This window comes from Metasolibacillus sp. FSL H7-0170 (assembly GCF_038593115.1).
Lineage (GTDB): Bacteria > Bacillota > Bacilli > Bacillales_A > Planococcaceae > Metasolibacillus > Metasolibacillus fluoroglycofenilyticus.
On the sequence record NZ_CP151964.1, the window covers coordinates 1,960,966 to 1,979,118 of the forward strand.

Sequence of the window (18,153 nt, forward strand, 5' to 3'; positions counted from 1 at the left end):
AAATTCAAAAAAGCCGCAAAACTCAGTGTTTATCCTATTTCCAAAGAAATTCTTTTCTATTCTACCTAGTTAATTCTCTGATGAAACATCATAAAAAGCGTCCCAAAAGCAGGCAATGCACTGCTTTTGGGACGTCTTCATATTTTTTAATGATGATTTTACAACAATCTCCGTAATTCTTCTTTGAAAATTTCATCTATTGTTTCATCTGTCAATATTTCTTCAGGGTAGTATACTTTATGATCTGTTTTTAAGCGTCCTGCTATAGCGTCAACAAGTAAGCTTTCCTGTGATAGCTCACGTACTTCGCCGTTTGCCATTTGTAGCATAATTGGTAGCTTTCCTATTGCTACACCTGGTTGATATAAATCATATGGTAAATCAGAGGTTGAATCGTGTACGAGGTAGTAGGCTGTGTCAATTCCTATTTGTTGAAATAATTGCTGTAAGCGAGCAAAGCGCTGTGGTTCTTTCTTTGGATTCATATTAATATAGCCAAATAACTTGCGATTAATGAAACGGGTACTTAAATCACGTAATATGGCATCGTCCTCCTGCATCCAAAATTGAATATACGTCAGCATAATGCTTTCGTCTAACGCAATATAATCTTCTACAGTAATCGTATTATTAAAAAATGGTTGAAAGTGAACAGGTGCATGCTTAAATTGATAATTTTCCTCACTCAAAACTTTCACACGCTTTAATATATGATTCAAAATGACTTCCGCGCTGCGTGATACAGGGTGAAAATAAATTTGTAAGTACATTTGATAGCGTGACATAATATAATCTTCTACCGCATGCATACCGCTTTCCTTAATAACTACTTGATTCATGCGAGGTCGCATTACTCGCAAAATGCGCTCCATATCAAAATGCCCATAGCTCACACCCGTATAGTAAGCATCCCGCTGTAAGTAATCCATGCGGTCGGCATCAATTTGGCTTGAAATTAAGTTGATTACAAGTTTATTTGGATATGTTTTTTCAATAACTTGTGCAACCTTTTCAGGGAAATCGGGAGCTACTTTAAGTAGTACAGCATTTACCTCTGTGTCACCTAGCAAAATCGCACGTGTAAATTCCTCATGGTCTGTTGCAAAAACATTTTCAAATGCGTGGGAAAATGGACCATGTCCTAAATCATGAAGCAGTGCCGAACATAGCACTAATAAACGCTCTGATGCATCCCATTCAGGCCTACCTGCAAAAATATCATCAACAATACGGCGCACAATTTCATAAACTCCTAGCGAATGGTTGAAGCGACTATGCTCTGCACCATGAAACACTAAATAAGTCGTACCAAGCTGACGAATGCGGCGCAAACGTTGGAACTCTCTTGTGCCGACTAAATCCCAAATGACTTGGTCACGCACATGAACATAACGATGTACAGGGTCTTTAAACACTTTTTCCTCAACTAATTTCGCCGTTGCATAGCTCATTTTGCATCCCTCCTTTATTCTAATTAGTCATATTTTATCATTTTCTAATAGGAACGAAAAAGTTGTAGCATCACCTTTATACAAAAAAGAGCTGGCGCACCAGCTCTTTTTACTTTTTCAACTTTGCCAGAACTTTTTCCATTAACTCGTCTTCAGTTAATGCAGCAACTGGTCTACTATTCACGAAGGTAAATGTTTTTTTACGGCCAGGACCGCAATATGAATGACAGCCAATTTCAATCGTTGCTTCGGGATCAATTTCTTTTAATTTCGGAATTAACGTTTTTAAATTAACGGCCTGACATTCATCGCAAACTCGAAATTCGTTTGCCACTAGAGTCAACACCTTTCTATTTTCGCTTTTAATCTACTAGCTATTTTAGCTTATGGCGGGGCTTGCATTCAAGCGAAATCCTAATTTCTCCGTCAAAGATTTGAAAATTTATGTAGCCTTTGCATAAATCATTTGGGATTTGGTCATGCTTAGTAATGAACAATCAAACTATGAACATTATAGGAGGTAAGATTAATAATGAAAGTAAGACAGGATGCTTGGTTAAAAGAAAACGATGAGCTATTAGCAGAGGCGGTGTTACGTCATGTAAAAGAAGGAAGCACACAGTTAAATGCCTTTGATGAAGTTGGTGATGCACTAAATCGAACAGCGGCTGCCTGCGGTTTTCGTTGGAATGCAGTTGTTCGAAAAATGTATGAGGAGCAATTAACAGAAGCCAAAAGAGAGCGTAAAGAGAGATTGCGAGCATTGGGCAACCCATCTCGTCGCCGTGCACAACATATACTCGTTACAGCAGATAATGGTGATGCGAAATCTATCCCTTTATCGACGCTATCTTTAGATATTGTTATTGCTTATTTAATGCGTTTACAGCATAGTGCAGGTGACGCCGAAAGCTCGAAGTGGCGTTACTTAGCAAACACAGCAACTGAAAAAAATCGCGAGCTAGAGCAGGAGCTCGAAATGCTTCGCAAGGAAAACATCGCAATTCGTGAGGACTATGAGCAGTTTGTCCAAATTATGAATCGTGCGCGCAGATTTGTGGCACTAGATGAGGAGGAAGAGCGTATTGCACCGATTTTTAAAATGGAGCGTAACGGCAATTTAATTTCTTCCATCGAAAATGATGAAATACAAATGTGAGTGGAGGCTGTCCAAAAAGCCATGCATAGCTGGTGTTTTGGACAGCTTGTGTTTTTGCTAATGAAAAGTGTGAGAAACACTGGCTTTAGCGCTGTTACCATTAAATAAAAAGTAAGCGAGGAAAAGCTTGATTGCAATGCTTTTTCAAAATAACATGGACTTTTCGGACAATCTGTTTTTTAGAAAATCGACAACGAAAAAGCAAGCACGCTGGTTTCAGTGGTCTGAGATTCGCCATTGTTTATTTGCACGGTTCCCGAATATATTTGCGGGTCCCATTTTATTTGTGATATGCCTATGCTATTGGCGATTTTGCTGCAATCTATTGGCGATTACTTCGATTCTATTGGCACTTTTGCTTGTTCTATTGGCGTTTCGCTATTTTTTGTGCTATACGCCGTTCATTGGTGGCTTGCCCTGTTTTGTTCGCGGTGTTTTCAATTTTATCAGCAACTTAGTACAATTTATCAGCGATTTTCTTGATTCTATTGGCGATTTGCTTTTTTGGTTGATACGACTTGCTCGCAGCTTTTATTTCGCCAACATGCTTTGATTACGTTGCAAGACACGCTGTAAATAGTACATATATAACTCATTTTCAGTTGACTTCAAAGGTGTAAGCACCCAGTTAATGCCTCTTTGTTGTAACATTTGTTGGATGCGCAAATTTAGATCAACGACCGTCATATTGGTACCTGTCAGTTCCTGTAATGATGCCATAACACTTGGTTCAATGCGAGGATATTGAAATTTTGTTTCTTCCTGTTGTAGGCTTCTTTCATAAAATTGTTTAATAAGCTCTGCTCGCTCACTCCCACTACCCTCTATACATAAATAAATTTGCACTGCGATGCCACCTTGCATACGCCTTTGTGAAATTCCTGCGAATTTCTTTCCACCAATACTTAAATCATAGGAGCCAGGACAATAGGAGCCTACTATTTCATATGCCTCAATATCCTCAGCAATTTCTGGAAGCAACATTTTAATAAATTGTACCATCATTTCGAATGCTGAATTAATTGATAATGGCTGTTCTTTTTCGCTAATAACAAGAGATATATTAAGTACACCTGGATCGAGCACAACTGCCAAACCGCCTGAATTACGTACAATCGGCGTGTAACCTTGCGCATTTAGCAAGTGCATGCCCTGCTCGATAAATGGTAGGCGATGGTCTTGGATGCCTAACACAACAGATTCCTTATGTACCCATGTACGAATGGTTGGTGTAGTCATTTGATGTCCGACTAAATGACAAAGTGTATCGTCCATGGCAAATGACGCTAACGGAGAGCGCGATTGTAAATTTGATTCATCTACTAGTCTCCACTCACAAGTTTGAAAAAATTGTTCCATAATTGTTCTCCTTAATCTCACAAATTCAACTATCCTCTAGCATACACGAACAAGTTGTCACTGAAAAGTCATGACGAAATCGTGACAGTTAGCACTTAGGAATGTCTTATATAGAGGAAGTTGTGCTAAACTAATAGAGAATGATTTTCAATTAAAAGGAGTGTTTGATAAATGAACGAAGCAGCGATTACGTTAGATGGCTGGTATGCATTACATGATTTCCGCTCAATTGATTGGGCCTCTTGGAAGCTTGTTTCAGTAGAGGAACGTACTGCAGCAGTTGAGGAGTTTATCGCCTATTTAGAGAAATTAAATGAGGCGGATATTGCCAAAACAGGTGCACATGCTTTTTATGCAATTGTTGGGCAAAAAGCGGATTTCATGCTAATGACATTGCGTGAAACGATGGATGAGTTACAGGAATTAGAGGCGGAATTCAATAAATTGGCGATTGCTGACTTTACAATTCCGAGCTATTCCTACGTATCCGTTGTAGAATTATCGAACTATTTAGCAGGCGAATCAAATGAGGACCCTTATCAAAACCCACATGTTCGTGCACGCCTGTATCCTGAGCTACCACGTTCTCAATATGTATGTTTCTATCCAATGGATAAGCGTCGCCAAAACGACGATAACTGGTATATGCTATCAATGGATGAGCGTAAAGCATTAATGCGCTCACACGGCATGATTGGTCGTGGCTATGCTGGTAAGGTGAAACAAATTATTACAGGCTCTGTCGGTTTTGATGATCATGAGTGGGGTGTAACATTATTCTCTGACGATGTTTTACAATTCAAGAAGCTTGTGTACGAAATGCGCTTTGACGAAGTATCAGCACGCTACGGTGAATTCGGCTCCTTCTTTGTCGGTAACATTTTAGATAAAGAAAAGCTTGCAAAGCTTTTAACTGTATAATTAATGTAAAGAGATGAGCGTCCAAAAAGCCGTGCAGTTGCCGGCATTTTGGACGCTTTCGTTGGTGTTACTTCAAAAAGTTCACTTGGGTAGAATTACAAGAGGATTCTTTAAAAACAGAGGAAACACTGGGCCTATAGGGTTTTTTCTGAATAAAAGTAAATAAGCAGAAATTAATTTTTTACTGTCTACGCAAGACGGAGTTGTCCGAAAAGTCCATTTTATTTTGAAAAAGCATTGAAATCAAGGTTTTCATTGCTCCCCTTTTATTGAAGGAGTACACCGCTAAAGCCAATGCTCCTCCCATTTTTAAAAGAAGCGTTTTCTGTTTATATGAATCAACATTTTGTGAAACATCATCGCTACTGTCCAAAATGCCGGCTATGCACGGCTTTGGACAGCCCCGTTCTTATATTTTGTTGTTATAGCTCATCTGGTGCTCGTAAAATAATGATAACCAGTTGAATAAAGAAGCCGATGCAAACAATGAGAATGAATAAATACCAATGGAGTGGTTGTTCGTAGTAGGCCGCGATTAAAAAGGCTAAGACGGCACTGAACAGTATGCTAAATAGGCTACTTATGTTCATCACCTCTTCTTCTCTTGTCCCACATAGCATATGCATTTTTTGCATAAGCAATACAGGCCATTGTACTATTTTTATTAATGCGAAAAGAAAGGTGTTAGCACTAGTTCAGATTTTTCAAGCTGTTTGGTGGAAGTCAACCTAAAACCGTCACGTGGTGCATTATGCAGGTCTACCTTAGAAATCTATGACATTCGCCGGGGCCTTGGCAAACACGATATTGGTCATCCCGCCATTATCTTAGTATGTGATGTTCTTAGACTGAGCCCCTCTATTTCATCGGTGTCCCGCCACTTGGTGAAATAGTTCTAATGCTTACCGCCTATAGAAGGTAGGGACTTCTATATCTGTCGCCTCGCTATCGGTACAGGAAACATGTACTGAAAGAAGTTAAAAAAATGCTATAATTTAATAGTGGTAATATTTTCATATATAAAGATTTTCCTCTATAAGCTTTTTCTAATTTACACAGGGTACAATATAAAAACAGGAACTATATTATTTAACACTTTTCGTACCCACAGCGTACATAAGCTGCCGATTACTGAATTGCTATAAATTTAATGGCTTATGCGAAAAACTTCTTTCGTTATTCTCAACTATCAATATATAAAAAATCACAATTCATATAAAAGGAGTTCTTAAATGAATTTAGGAGCAAAAGTTACACAAAAGCAATTAATGGATATTTTATTAAACGTGGCTGTCATACGCCCCGTATTTATTTGGGGTGCACCCGGTATTGGTAAGTCAGCACTTGTTGAAGAGTTTGCGAAGCAAGTCGGGTTGCCGTGCGTTTCACTATTAGGAAGTCAGCTTGCACCAGAAGATATTATGGGTGTGCCACAAATTATTAACGGGAAAACAGAGTTCTGCCCGCCTACAATGATTGCCAAAGACGAGCCGTACTGCTTGTTTTTAGATGAGCTGAATGCATGCTCACAGGAAGTTCAAAAATCTTTTTATAGTTTAATTCATGACAGACGTGTCGGGAACTATACCCTGCCTGAAGGTTCCATCGTCATCGGTGCAGGGAACCGTGCGCAAGATAGCGCCATTGTTAAAACAATGAGCTCCGCCCTTATTAATCGCATGTTTCATACACAGCTACAGGTTTCTCAAAAAGAATGGCTTGAATGGGCTATGGACGCTGGCATTCACCCAATTGTCATTGAATATTTACAAGTTCGACCAGATCATTTATGGAAGCAGCCACCTAAGCATGAGGAGCCATTTTCAACACCGCGTAGCTGGCATATGCTCAGTGACGCTTTATATGAATACGGCGATGAAAATCTAACACCCGAAATCATCGGTATTTTAGCAGAGGGTTGTATTACACCACAACACGCCATTCAATTTAAAGCCTTTTATAAGCAAACTGATACGAAGTACTACTTAAATCGAATTTTAGCCGGTGAAATGAAATTCCCAAGTGAGCCCGAGGACCGTGATATTTTATATTTCCTCGTCCAAAGCTTCCGTGCGCAAATTGTAAAAGAGCTCCCTGCTGCAAACGATAAAATTACTGCAGCACAACGGAATTTTGCACATCAAGCAAAATCACTTATTAAAGATTTAGCCACGATTAGCCATGAAATGGCACAGCTTGTGGTTATGACACAAGAGGACGAGACCAATTTGCCGAAATGGTTTATGACGGAAATTATTCGAGACTTACCGCGACTTGTGGAGCGAAAGGATAAATAATATGGCGAAGAAGAAATTGCAGCAAACAGCTAGTGATAAAAGTTTTTCTGAGGCGCTGATTTATTTAGATGAGCACCCAATGTTTTCGAGAATGTTCTATAGTACATATATTCATCGTGAACATGGCTATAATGTTTCCAATCAGAGCTATGCCTTTGTCACGCAGAACGGTCACATCTATTGCCATCCTACGAAAAACTTATCGAAGGAGGAATGGATTTATGTACTTGCTCATTGTATGTTGCACTTAGGTCTAGAGCATTTTAAAAAAATGGAGCATCCTGCTTTTTGGAATATCGCCTGTGATGTTAGTATTGCAAGATTTTTATACGATATGAAAATTGGTCGCGCACCGAATGGCATGACACCCCCAACAGACCATTTTTCGAAGGATGAACATGCTCTTTATAAGCATTTCGTAGCGCATGGGAATGTGGAGCCGCAATATATAGGATGGGGAACATCTGGACAAAATGAGCAAGATTTATTTCTAGAGGATGAAGGCTATTTCGGTTATAAAAATTGGGGATTCTTACTGGCAGAAGGAATAGCGGACGCTGTTAGTCGTGCTGTTGATGTGGCGAGTGGTGTGGCGACAAGCTTTAGTGGAAAAAATACTGAAAAATCTGCTGCTGAGCAAGCGAAATCTTGGTTTATTAGCAGCTTCCCCCTACTCGGTTCATTAGCCTCCACCTTCACCATTGTTTATGACCTACGTATTTGTCAAAGCCTCGATATATCAATTGCCGCAATTGATGTAAAAAATCAGGAGATTTTTATTAATCCTGCTGCAAATTTATCCATGCAGGAGCTACGATTTGTGATGGCTCATGAACTACTTCATGCTGGATTATGTCACCATGAGCGTCGCCAAGGACGAGATTCATATTATTGGAATGTAGCCTGTGATTATGTAATCAATGGCTGGCTTGTTGACATGAATATCGGCGAAATGCCTGAGATTGGTGCACTATATGACCCTGAGTTAAAGGGGCTAAGCGCTGAAACAATTTATGATACGATTGTGGCGAATTTACGGGTTTATCGTAAGCTTTATACATTTCGAGGCCGCGAAGGCAAAGATTTAATTGATGATGGTACAGTAGATTTTTGGAAAATGCGAGACGGATTAACGTTAGAGGAATTTTATAAAAACTGTTTAGCGCAAGGATTAGAATATCATATTGGACAAGGTCGTGGCTTTCTTCCAGCAGGTTTAATTGAGGAAATACAAGCACTCAGCATGCCACCTATTCGTTGGGATGTAGAACTAGCAAAATGGTTTGATCAATATTTTCAGCCAATCGAAAAAAGACGTACTTTTTCTAGACTGTCACGTAGACAAGCAAGCACGCCTCATATTCCTCGACCAAGCTATTCAATTCCTGAAGATGAGCTAGAGAGTCGTACTTTTGCAGTCGTACTCGACACGTCGGGCTCAATGGACAAAAAGCTACTAGCAAAGGCGTTAGGTACAATCGCTAGTTACAGCACTGCACGTGAAGTAGTAGCAGTTCGCGTGATATTTTGTGATGCAGCAGCCTATGATGTAGGCTATATGCGTGTGGAGGATATAGCGAGTTCGGTAAAAATTAAAGGACGTGGTGGAACAATTCTTCAGCCTGCGATTGATTTAATTCAGAAAGCTGAAGACTTCCCTAAAGATGGGCCCATACTTATTATTACTGACGGAGGTACAGACCGACTAAGAATTAGCAATCCTCACGCTTTTGTGTTACCGAAAGGGAGACGTTTACCCTTCATTGCTAAAGGCGAAGTTTTTTATATTGACTAAGTCGAGAGCGTCAAAGATTTTTGAAGCAATGAAAATATAACTTTTACCTATTCATTTTAAATTCAGTGTTTATACAATATGAAATTGCTGAATCAAATTAAACGTGGCTGTCCAAAAAGCCGTGCATAGCCGGCATTTTGGACAGGAGCGATGATGTTTCACAAAACGTTGATTCATATAAAGTGAACCTTCAATCAGTGGGGGCTTTGCCCCCCACTGATTGGTAGTTTCACCATTCGGGTTTTTACAGGCTGTTTGATCCCCCACTTAAACATCTTGTTTTTATCTGCTGTTTTGAAGTGGGGGTATTACAGCCTGTTAATACGCGATAAACAGAAAACACCTCTTTTAAAAATGGGAGGAACATTGGCTTTAGCAGCGTACTCCTTCAATAAAAGGGAAGCGATGAAAACATTGATTTCAATGCTGTGTCAAAATAAAATGGACTTTTCGGACAAGTCCACTCCATTCAGCATGTGCACTTTTCTACTTAGCAATACAGGCGATTCTACATATTTTTTACTAGTTGATGCATACATTAGTGTCAAAAGGGGGTTTATTGTATCGCTGTCGTTCCAACAACTACGGCACAAACAGCCTTACTTGCCCGTTTAATGCGGGCTGAGGCTGAGGGAGACGGGGAATTAGGGATGTTGATGGTTGGCAATGTCGGTGTTAATCGTGTGAGAGCTGATTGCCTAGATTTTCCTGATATCCGAACGATAGAGGATATGGTTTTTCAAAGTCCCGGAGGCTTTGAGGCAACGACGAAAGGTTACTTTTATCAACGAGCAAGACAACAGGATATTCGCCTCGCTGAACGTGTGATTCGAGGGGAAAGATTCCACCCTGCTACGCGTTCACTATGGTTTTTCATGCCAAGTGGCGATTGCCCTGCCCAATGGTATGGTCAGTGGAATTCAGGTCGCTTTAAATCACATTGCTTTTTCTCACCAACCGAAAGTGAATGTCAAACTATTTAAAATGAAAGGATGTTCTTTTGACTTATTACTGGACACCGCCAATGCAACAAATGCCATCATCACCTAGACGAGAGGAATCTTATATTGAAAACATTTTAAGATTGAATCGAGGGAAGCCAGGTGTGTTCTATTTTTCATTCGATAACGCTGTAAATGGACAAAATACAAAAGCAGTTCGTGGGGTTGTGGAGGCAGCCGGACGCGATCATGCCATTATACGGGATTTGAAAACGGACCACCGCTTCCTCTTTCCGATGATTTATTTTGATTATGCAGAATTCGATGAGGAACTAGCTTATTTTTCGCAAACACCGTAGGAAAAGCGTCTGAAATGCAGCGATTAACACTGCATTTCAGACGTTTTATTCACGTTCCATGAAAACTTTCTTTGGACATGTAATAAACACTGCTTTTAGCAGCCTTCAGCTAAGAATTAATTATGCCTCTGCGAGCTGTAGTCCAGATTTTTTCGAGCTAATTGGTGAAAGTTGACCTAAAACAGTCACATCCTGTAATACCCGCTGTTAAAGAGGAATTCAGTCTAAGAACATCGTATTGTCCTAAAGCCTGCGGCAGATGTCAAGGACTTTGAATTGCGCAAGCGCAATTCAAAATCCCGACGCAACTACGGCGAAGCGTAATTGATTGCAAGTGCTTCGTTATAAACGGAACTTTTGTATTTCTAGTTGCAGCTCCTGGGCATTTTCACTCAAGCTAATAGCAACATCGCTTACTTGCCCCATTGTCGCAGATTGTTGCTGCATTGCCGCCGCAACCATTTCAATGTCAGTAGCAGATTCTGTTGCACCATTTGCGATACTGTTAACGGATGCCGATACTTGCTCCGCGCTTGCTGAGAGTTGCTGAGATGTTGCTGAAATTTCCTCGATTTGTGTTGTCATTTCCATAATTGCTGAGCCGATTGCTTGGAATGCCTCCCCCGCTTCCCCGACAATACGCACACCATCCTTTACGGATAGTAAGGATTCGTTAACAGCCCCTTCTACACTTGCTGTATCCGTTTGAATTTCTGCTGTTAATACGACAATTTTATTCGCTGAATTTTTCGATTGCTCAGCAAGCTTACGTACTTCATCAGCAACAACAGCAAAGCCCTTTCCATGTTCACCCGCACGCGCAGCTTCAATTGCCGCATTGAGTGCCAATAAATTCGTTTGCTCTGTAATATCCGTAATCACCTTTGTCATATCGCTAATTTCTTCTGTTTGCTGTGCTAATTTTTGGACTAGCTCATTTACTTGAATTGTCGAATGATTAATCGTTTCAATTTGCTCCTTCGCATGCTGAACAATAGAGCCGCCGTTAGTAGCTGTTATGCGAGCATTTTCTGAGCTTGAATGCAAGTCTTGCGCAAATTCAGCAATTCGTTGTACACCAACCGCTGTTTCATCCATTGCACGCGCACTTTCATTTGCTGCATTTGCAGCGCCTTGCGCACTCTCTGATGTACTCGATACACGACGTGTTACATCAGCCGAAGTAGCTGTTATTTGCTCGGTGCTTGCTGATAACTCCTCTGCTGCTGCACTTAATTGGTCTGTATTTGATTGAACATTGCCAAGTAAGCTTTTCAAACTATTTTTCATCGTATTAAATGCGTTAGCTAGCTGACCGATTTCATCCTTTGTCTGCATCTGTAAATCAGGCTCTGTCAAATCACCCGATGCGACAACATTCGTTGATTTCGTAATACGAACTAAAGGTAATGTAATCGCTCGACGAATGTAAAGAATTGCAATAATGCTCACAATAATAATAACGACTAACACAATAATCGATATTATTTTTGACATATTCATTGCTACATCCGATGCATCAACAGCTTTTTTTAGCTCCTCTTCCTGATAAGTCAATATGCTATCAGAAAATGCAGTAATGTCTTTATTAGTTTGCTGCAAATCGTTAATAACTAAACCGATTGCAAGGTTTTTATCTCCCTTACGAATAGCCGCTAAATACTGCTCTGCAACGCCATTAAACGACTCTACGGATGCTGCTAAATCTGTATAGTAGCCGCGCATTTGCTCGCTAATAATCAGTCCCTCTAAACGCTCCATTTCTTCATTTAGCAATGTATTAAAACGCACAAAATTATCATCATTTGCTTGTGTATACTCAATTACAAGTGCTCGTGCAAACAAGCCCTGAGATGCACCAGCAAGCTTGATTTGGTCAATTGAACGCACCGTTGCAACCCGTACATCTAACGCTTCATCTACCTTCTTTTCAATATTTACTAAATTCAAATAACCAAGACCAGTAGAAGCTATTAACAATACGATAATAAGTAGAAATACTAAATTTAACTTTTTTCCTATGCTCATAATTAATTCCTCCATTAAATTTTAACTGCACGTTTTAGAAAATCTTTTTCATTGCAAAAAAATCTTAAAATCAATTTATTTTCCTTTAAATTACATTACTTACTTAAAAAAATAAAGTAGTATTTATTTTCACTACTTTTAAAGAAAAAATATATTTGCAATTCCTCTTTTTTGAATATAACATCTTTTTCCGAAAATTTTAATAGATTGTAAATCGAAAAAGCCGTTCAAAAATGAAATCTTTTTGAACAGCTTTTTACATTACGCTTTTTTTAATGTTGCGACAATAATTAGCACCCATGACGTTAAAAATAAGACGCCACCAATTGGTGTAACCGCACCTAAAACACCGATGCCTGTTAATGCTAAAATGAATAAACTGCCTGAGAAGAAGACAATGCCTAAATTCAAGCAAATCATTGCAATTTTTAATTGCTTTATTTCACCGAATATTTTAGCGCTCATTAAAATGCCAATGAGAATCAATGCTCCAGCGTGGAACATTTGGTATTGCACTGCTGTATCCCAAATGCCAGTGCTATAATCGTCTAGTATATCTTCTAAGGCATGCGCTCCAAACGCACCGAGTGCAACAGCTAAAAAGCCATGAATTGCACCTGAAATAATAGAACCTTTCATTCAAATAACATCCTCTCGTAAATTACTAAAAATCAAAAATAGAATGACCATTTGCATCGTTTTCACGCAATGGAGTTGACTGCGTAGGCAATTGCGGTGTCCCCATTGCTATTTGTGCTGGCATTTGTGGCTTGCCATCTGAAGTCAATACGACTTCACATAGCGCGCGTACCGCTGTTAATTGCTCGCGCATTTCCTGTTCAGTTGCTGCATTTTTTGCTTGCATGACATGTTGCTCTAATTGCTTCAATAACACATCATATGATATCATCGCTTGTCCTCCTGCTTCGGTGTATATTTTAAACAGTCCATTCCAGAAGATCGCCTCACAACAGCTGAAGGAATTTGTTTTGTTTTAAAGCCATATGCCGTACAAGCTCTGGGATTTGCAGGCTCCCATGTGACACGAAAATAGCGACATTTAAAACAGTTCACTGTCATGATTTCCCTCCTTTATGCTTATAAGCTCCAATCAATTGGCTCTTTACCCCATGCAATTAGCTGTGCATTCACTTTAGAATAGGGCTTGCTGCCAAAAAAACCTCGATATGCACTCAATGGGCTTGGATGCGGGGCCTGTAATATAATATGCGGTGTTTTACTACGCTTAATAATAGATGTTTTTGCTTGTGCAGGTCTTCCCCATAAAATAAAAATAATTGGCTCTCCACGCTCTGCTAGCTTTTGAATAACTGCATCTGTAAATTGCTCCCAGCCTTTATCTTTATGCGAATGGGCTTGTCCAGCACGCACAGTTAACACTGTGTTTAGCAATAGTACACCTTGCTGTGCCCACTTCATTAAGTACCCATGATTCGGCATTTGATAACCTAAATCGTCCTGTAGCTCTTGTAACATATTGCGAAGGCTTGGTGGCTGTGGAATACCCGGCTGAACCGAGAAGCTCATGCCATGCGCTTGATTAGGTCCATGATATGGATCTTGCCCTAAAATGACTACCTTCACATCTTGATAGCTCGTTGCATGGAAGGCATTCATCACATCCTCCTGCTTCGGATAAACTATCCCTGTACTATATTCTTTTGCAATAAATGAACGCAGCTCATTAAAATATGGCTTATCTAATTCATCACCGATTACTTGCTGCCAATCGTTGTTAAATACTTGCTTTGCCATCAAACTCACCTCTATTTATTAGTATACTACAATATTCTTTAGCAACTGACACCAAAGAAAAAACTATTTCTGACTATTTTTATAAAGTCAGAATAAATGTATAGTTGTATGTAAATAATTTTAGAAGGAGTACTTAATTATGACATTAAAAAAGACATTAACAATTGCTGGCTCTGATACTTCTGCCGGTGCTGGTATGCAGGCGGATTTAAAAGCATTTCAGGAGCACGGCACATATGGGATGGTCGCTTTAACGGTTATCGTAACGATGGATCCAAATGGTTGGCATCATCAAGTGACGCCATTGCCAACAGAGCTATTACAACAGCAAATCGATACAGCATTATCAACAAAAGTAGATGCCATTAAAACAGGAATGCTTTCAACCGAGGAAATTATTAAAATAGCAAGCACAGCCATTCAAAAGTCTGGCACAGACATCGTTGTCATCGACCCTGTTATGGTATGCAAAGGCGAAGATGAGGTATTAAACCCTGGCAACACAACAGCCATGATTGACTACTTACTTCCATACGCAACCGTTATAACGCCAAATCTTTTTGAAGCGGGGCAGCTTGCTGGTACAGGCACACCAAAAACAATCGAGGAAATGAAAACAGCCGCAGCAAAAATTCATGCACTTGGCGCTAAAAATGTTGTTATTAAAGGGGGTAAAGCATTAGCTTCAGATAAAGCTGTTGATTTATTCTATGACGGCACTTCATACAAGCTGCTAGCCTCTGAAAAAGTAGCATCTACTTATAATCACGGGGCAGGCTGTACATTCGCTGCAAGCGTCTGTGCAAACTTAGCGAATGGATTTTCTGTAGAGGAGGCTGTTATCGAAGCAAAAGAATTTGTTTCAGCTGCTATCGCACATGGCTGGGCATTAAATGAATATGTTGGTCCTGTAATGCACGGCGCAAAATCACGCTTCGGTGCACCGGAAGTTACTGTTACGACGATTTAAAGTAAGAGGAGCTAGTTGTTTGCGACAACTAGTTCCTTTTTTGCCAAGAAGATTGAATTGGATGAATCGCTTCTTTAAACTATTTTTGCGTTGATTATTGTCTTTCCTAATGGTTATAACTTGCCTCCCAATTCATTTTTATTTTAAATAATCGCTATTTGTGAGACATCTTCTTTTCATTCTGAAAAAAATTCTACTATACTATCATTTAGATAGTTTAGAAAGGAGTTCCGATAAATGAAAGAGGTACATATCGAAACACTTCAGGAATTGCTTAACTCTTTTGCTAATAAAGATGTTTATATTCATTTAGAAACGACAAATGGGGCTTATGCAAGCCATTTTGACGCTAATGTTTTTAACGCTGGTGCTTTTATTCGCAATGCGAAAATTCGCTACGAGCTCGGCAAAATTGTCAGCGACACACCGCATCGTGTCGGCTTAAAAATGGAGCATGGCTGGGTATATGCACAAGGAATTACGCACTATGAGCTAGACGAGCATGGACGCTTATTAATGGCTGGTTTAGATTATACAGGTAAATTAGCCATTGCCTTGCAAATTAGTGAAACACCATTTTCTTATTAAGGAGTGAAAGAAATGACATTACCTTCAGAGCGCCATGTATTAATTATTTTCCCTCATCCTGACGATGAGGCCTTTTCTGTCGCAGGTGTCGCGAGACTCTATCATCAAATGGGTGTACCTGTTACGTATGCCTGCCTAACGCTTGGCGAAATGGGACGTAATTTAGGCAATCCACCATTTGCAACGCGAGAATCTTTACCTGATATTCGCCGTCAAGAGCTAATTGCTGCATGTGAGGCAATGGCTATTCCCGATTTACGCATGATGGGCTTACGCGATAAAACACTTGAATTTGAAGATGATGAAAAGATGGTACAGCTTGTCACATCACTAATTGAAGAATTAAACCCATCTGTTATTTATTCATTCTATCCTCGCTATGCTGTACATCCTGATCACGAAGCCACAGCACGAGCTGTAAAAGAGGCTGTACGTCGCATCGATAAGGCGACACGTCCCCGTCTACTTGGCTGCGCCTTTGCGAACAATACTTTAGAAGAGCTTGGTGAGCCACATATTACAGTGAATATCGAGAATGTTAAAGACTATAAAGTGAAGGCATTGCAAGCACATGCATCACAAACTGCTTGGATGATGGCAGAAACAGCGAAACGTATAGATGAAGGGCAGCCAATGAGTGAAAGCTGGTTAAATATAGAGAAATTTTATGTCGTTCGACAATCAGATGAGCTTAATACACCAATTCAACGAGTAGCTTATTAAGAGTTATATTAGAAAAGTCAATTTGAATTTATAGCTGTTAGGAAAATTGTTCCTAGCAGCTATTTTATTTTTAAGAACGCTTAAATGTATTTTTATAAATTATTTTAGTATAAAGTTAAAATAGGAGTAGATTTTTTCGTTTAATGTACTTATAATTATACAGGTATTAAAAAAGGAGTTTAATTAAGTTTATGAAAAAGCATTCGTTTTATATTTGGTTTCTGTTCATTGCATTATCTAGCTTAGGTGTTTTTTTATTTATCGTTCCTGTAGGTACAGAGAGCGGTATTAAAGTGCCTATAGCTGTACTTGCTAACTATCTTGCTAGCATTGTAGAGCCGTTTATTCATTGGTTCGCACTCGCAGTATTTATTATTGCAGCAGCAGGGGCACTCATTATTAAAGCCTTTCCTAAAAAGAATGGCCCATATACACTACTTGATTCACTATTCCGTGTTAATTGGTTTTGGACAATTGTACGTGTACTAGCCGTTGTGTTTGCCGCAATGTATTTATTCGATTTTGGACTTGAACAAGTTAATAGCGACGATACAGCAGGTATTTTACTTGACCCTGCTGGTGGTCTTGTGACATACATGTTTGTCCTATTTTTCTTTGCAGGTTTATTACTACCGCTATTAACAGATTTCGGCTTACTTGATTTCTTTGGCTCGATGATGGTCAAAGTGATGCGCCCATTATTTAAAATTCCAGGACGTGCTGCTATTGACTGCCTTGCTTCCTTCGTTGGTGATGGCACAATTGGCGTTTTACTAACGAATCGTCAATATGAGGAAAACAATTATACTGCACGTGAAGCAGCAACCATTGCTACAACATTTTCAGTTGTATCTATTACCTTCTGTTTAGTAGTTGTGGAAACAATTCGCATTGAACAATACTTCCTGCAATTTTACGGCACAGTCATTTTCGCTACAATTGTTTTAGCGGTTATTATGCCACGCATTTATCCATTAAGTAAAAAGCCTGACAAGTTTTATAATGGTAAAACACCTGTAGGAGAACGTGAAAAAGTGGAGGAAGGCTTTAACGTCTTTTCATACGGTTTGAAAAATGCATTAGAAAAAGCTGAGGAAAATAAAAATCTTGGTAAAATTTTCGCATCTGGCTCTAAAAACGTCTTAGAGATGTGGTTGGCTATTACACCAATTATTATGGCATTCGCTACAATCGCTTTAGTATTAGCTGAGTTTACAAGCTTTTTCCGTATTTTAGGTATGCCATTCGAACCGATTTTGGCACTTTTACAAATTCCTGAAGCTGGCGAAGCAGCACAAACAATGATTGTTGGCTTTGCTGATATGCTATTACCAGCTGTGCTAGGCTCAGGCATCGAATCTGATATGACTCGTTTCTTCATTGCAACCGTTTCTGTCACTCAATTAATTTACTTATCTGAGGTAGGTGGGTTAATTTTAGGAACGAGATTACCATTAAAGCTTTGGGATTTATTTATTATTTTCTTAATTCGTACAATCATTTCAATTCCAATTGTTGCGGTAATTGCACACTGGATTTTCTAAATTAAAAAAGGGGTATCCAGCTTCATTTCGTACTCCCCTCATCTCAAAGGACCGTCTCAAAATAACTTTTCAGACGGTCTTTTTCTATTTTTTTGAAACGTATGCGCTTTCATTGTGAACATTTTGTAAACACTTGAATTTACTAAATATTTTCAACATTTCGTCATTATTTTATGTTAGAATTAATGAATATTTTATCTGGATTTAGATAAAGCCTCAGATAAACAATAAGCTGAGGTGTA

General features: G+C 39.3%; 19 protein-coding genes. 10 read left to right on the forward strand and 9 right to left on the reverse strand.

What is annotated here, in order from left to right:
• Positions 1 to 158 precede the first annotated feature (158 nt).
• Both MHH70_RS09085 and MHH70_RS09090 read right to left on the reverse strand, forming a co-directional pair.
• On the reverse strand, positions 159 to 1,451 hold the full coding sequence (locus tag MHH70_RS09085; protein ID WP_342471328.1) for an HD domain-containing protein: 1,293 nt from the start codon (positions 1,449 to 1,451) through the stop codon (positions 159 to 161).
• A gap of 109 nt (positions 1,452 to 1,560) precedes the next feature.
• Positions 1,561 to 1,785, reverse strand: a complete 225-nt coding sequence (locus MHH70_RS09090; protein ID WP_042470727.1) for a DUF1450 domain-containing protein — start codon at positions 1,783 to 1,785, stop codon at positions 1,561 to 1,563.
• A gap of 195 nt (positions 1,786 to 1,980) precedes the next feature.
• Here MHH70_RS09090 and MHH70_RS09095 point away from each other — a divergent pair, with 195 nt between their 5' ends.
• Positions 1,981 to 2,610: an RsfA family transcriptional regulator gene (locus MHH70_RS09095; protein WP_066168140.1), complete on the forward strand. Its 630-nt coding sequence runs from the start codon at positions 1,981 to 1,983 to the stop codon at positions 2,608 to 2,610.
• A gap of 531 nt (positions 2,611 to 3,141) precedes the next feature.
• Here the strand turns inward: MHH70_RS09095 and MHH70_RS09100 are convergent.
• Complete coding sequence (locus MHH70_RS09100; protein WP_342471329.1) at positions 3,142 to 3,969, reverse strand: lipoate--protein ligase family protein; 828 nt, start codon at positions 3,967 to 3,969, stop codon at positions 3,142 to 3,144.
• Positions 3,970 to 4,140: 171 nt separating this feature from the next.
• Between MHH70_RS09100 and hemQ the strand changes: the two genes are divergently transcribed.
• On the forward strand, positions 4,141 to 4,890 hold the full coding sequence (gene hemQ, locus MHH70_RS09105) for a hydrogen peroxide-dependent heme synthase (protein ID WP_066168134.1): 750 nt from the start codon (positions 4,141 to 4,143) through the stop codon (positions 4,888 to 4,890).
• Between the two features lie 422 nt (positions 4,891 to 5,312).
• Here the strand turns inward: hemQ and MHH70_RS09110 are convergent, their stop codons facing one another.
• Entirely contained in the window at positions 5,313 to 5,483 is a 171-nt protein-coding gene (locus MHH70_RS09110; protein ID WP_161485096.1) for a hypothetical protein, read from the reverse strand.
• A 639-nt stretch (positions 5,484 to 6,122) separates the two neighbouring features.
• On the opposite strand from MHH70_RS09110, the gene MHH70_RS09115 reads away from it, so the two are divergent.
• The 4 genes from MHH70_RS09115 to gerQ all read left to right on the forward strand — a co-directional run bounded on the left by MHH70_RS09115 (position 6,123) and on the right by gerQ (position 10,282).
• Entirely contained in the window at positions 6,123 to 7,187 is a 1,065-nt protein-coding gene (locus MHH70_RS09115; RefSeq protein WP_107942008.1) for an AAA family ATPase, read from the forward strand.
• Between the two features lies 1 nt (position 7,188).
• On the forward strand, positions 7,189 to 8,982 hold the full coding sequence (locus tag MHH70_RS09120) for a VWA-like domain-containing protein (RefSeq protein WP_342471330.1): 1,794 nt from the start codon (positions 7,189 to 7,191) through the stop codon (positions 8,980 to 8,982).
• A 614-nt stretch (positions 8,983 to 9,596) separates the two neighbouring features.
• Positions 9,597 to 9,965 carry a cell wall hydrolase gene (locus MHH70_RS09125; RefSeq protein ID WP_153061585.1) on the forward strand — a complete coding sequence of 123 codons (369 nt, stop codon included), beginning with the start codon at positions 9,597 to 9,599 and terminating at the stop codon, positions 9,963 to 9,965.
• Positions 9,966 to 10,006: 41 nt separating this feature from the next.
• Positions 10,007 to 10,282 (forward strand): spore coat protein GerQ, encoded by a 276-nt coding sequence (gene gerQ / locus MHH70_RS09130; RefSeq protein ID WP_066168444.1) that lies wholly within the window; start codon positions 10,007 to 10,009, stop codon positions 10,280 to 10,282.
• 342 nt (positions 10,283 to 10,624) lie between these two features.
• On the opposite strand, the gene MHH70_RS09135 is transcribed toward gerQ, so the two are convergent.
• The 5 genes from MHH70_RS09135 to MHH70_RS09155 all read right to left on the reverse strand — a co-directional run bounded on the left by MHH70_RS09135 (position 10,625) and on the right by MHH70_RS09155 (position 14,086).
• Positions 10,625 to 12,310, reverse strand: a complete 1,686-nt coding sequence (locus MHH70_RS09135) for a HAMP domain-containing methyl-accepting chemotaxis protein (protein WP_342471331.1) — start codon at positions 12,308 to 12,310, stop codon at positions 10,625 to 10,627.
• A gap of 261 nt (positions 12,311 to 12,571) precedes the next feature.
• The gene (locus MHH70_RS09140; RefSeq protein WP_066168119.1) at positions 12,572 to 12,949 is read right to left on the reverse strand and encodes a DUF423 domain-containing protein; all 378 of its coding nucleotides are present in this window, start codon (positions 12,947 to 12,949) and stop codon (positions 12,572 to 12,574) included.
• A gap of 25 nt (positions 12,950 to 12,974) precedes the next feature.
• On the reverse strand, positions 12,975 to 13,220 hold the full coding sequence (locus MHH70_RS09145; protein ID WP_066168114.1) for a YwdI family protein: 246 nt from the start codon (positions 13,218 to 13,220) through the stop codon (positions 12,975 to 12,977).
• A complete protein-coding gene (locus MHH70_RS09150; protein WP_066168112.1) occupies positions 13,217 to 13,390 on the reverse strand; it encodes a uracil-DNA glycosylase in 174 nt (57 codons plus the stop codon). The genes MHH70_RS09145 and MHH70_RS09150 overlap by 4 nt, the downstream gene beginning before the upstream one ends.
• Before the next feature lie 18 nt (positions 13,391 to 13,408).
• Positions 13,409 to 14,086, reverse strand: a complete 678-nt coding sequence (locus tag MHH70_RS09155; protein WP_066168109.1) for a uracil-DNA glycosylase — start codon at positions 14,084 to 14,086, stop codon at positions 13,409 to 13,411.
• A gap of 139 nt (positions 14,087 to 14,225) precedes the next feature.
• Between MHH70_RS09155 and thiD the strand changes: the two genes are divergently transcribed.
• The 4 genes from thiD to MHH70_RS09175 all read left to right on the forward strand — a co-directional run bounded on the left by thiD (position 14,226) and on the right by MHH70_RS09175 (position 17,911).
• Positions 14,226 to 15,056, forward strand: a complete 831-nt coding sequence (thiD, locus tag MHH70_RS09160) for a bifunctional hydroxymethylpyrimidine kinase/phosphomethylpyrimidine kinase (RefSeq protein WP_066168106.1) — start codon at positions 14,226 to 14,228, stop codon at positions 15,054 to 15,056.
• 237 nt (positions 15,057 to 15,293) lie between these two features.
• Positions 15,294 to 15,644 carry a YojF family protein gene (locus tag MHH70_RS09165; protein WP_066168103.1) on the forward strand — a complete coding sequence of 117 codons (351 nt, stop codon included), beginning with the start codon at positions 15,294 to 15,296 and terminating at the stop codon, positions 15,642 to 15,644.
• 12 nt (positions 15,645 to 15,656) lie between these two features.
• Positions 15,657 to 16,367 (forward strand): bacillithiol biosynthesis deacetylase BshB2, encoded by a 711-nt coding sequence (gene bshB2, locus MHH70_RS09170; protein WP_342471332.1) that lies wholly within the window; start codon positions 15,657 to 15,659, stop codon positions 16,365 to 16,367.
• A 191-nt stretch (positions 16,368 to 16,558) separates the two neighbouring features.
• The gene (locus tag MHH70_RS09175) at positions 16,559 to 17,911 is read left to right on the forward strand and encodes a YjiH family protein (RefSeq protein ID WP_342471333.1); all 1,353 of its coding nucleotides are present in this window, start codon (positions 16,559 to 16,561) and stop codon (positions 17,909 to 17,911) included.
• Positions 17,912 to 18,153: the final 242 nt, after the last annotated feature.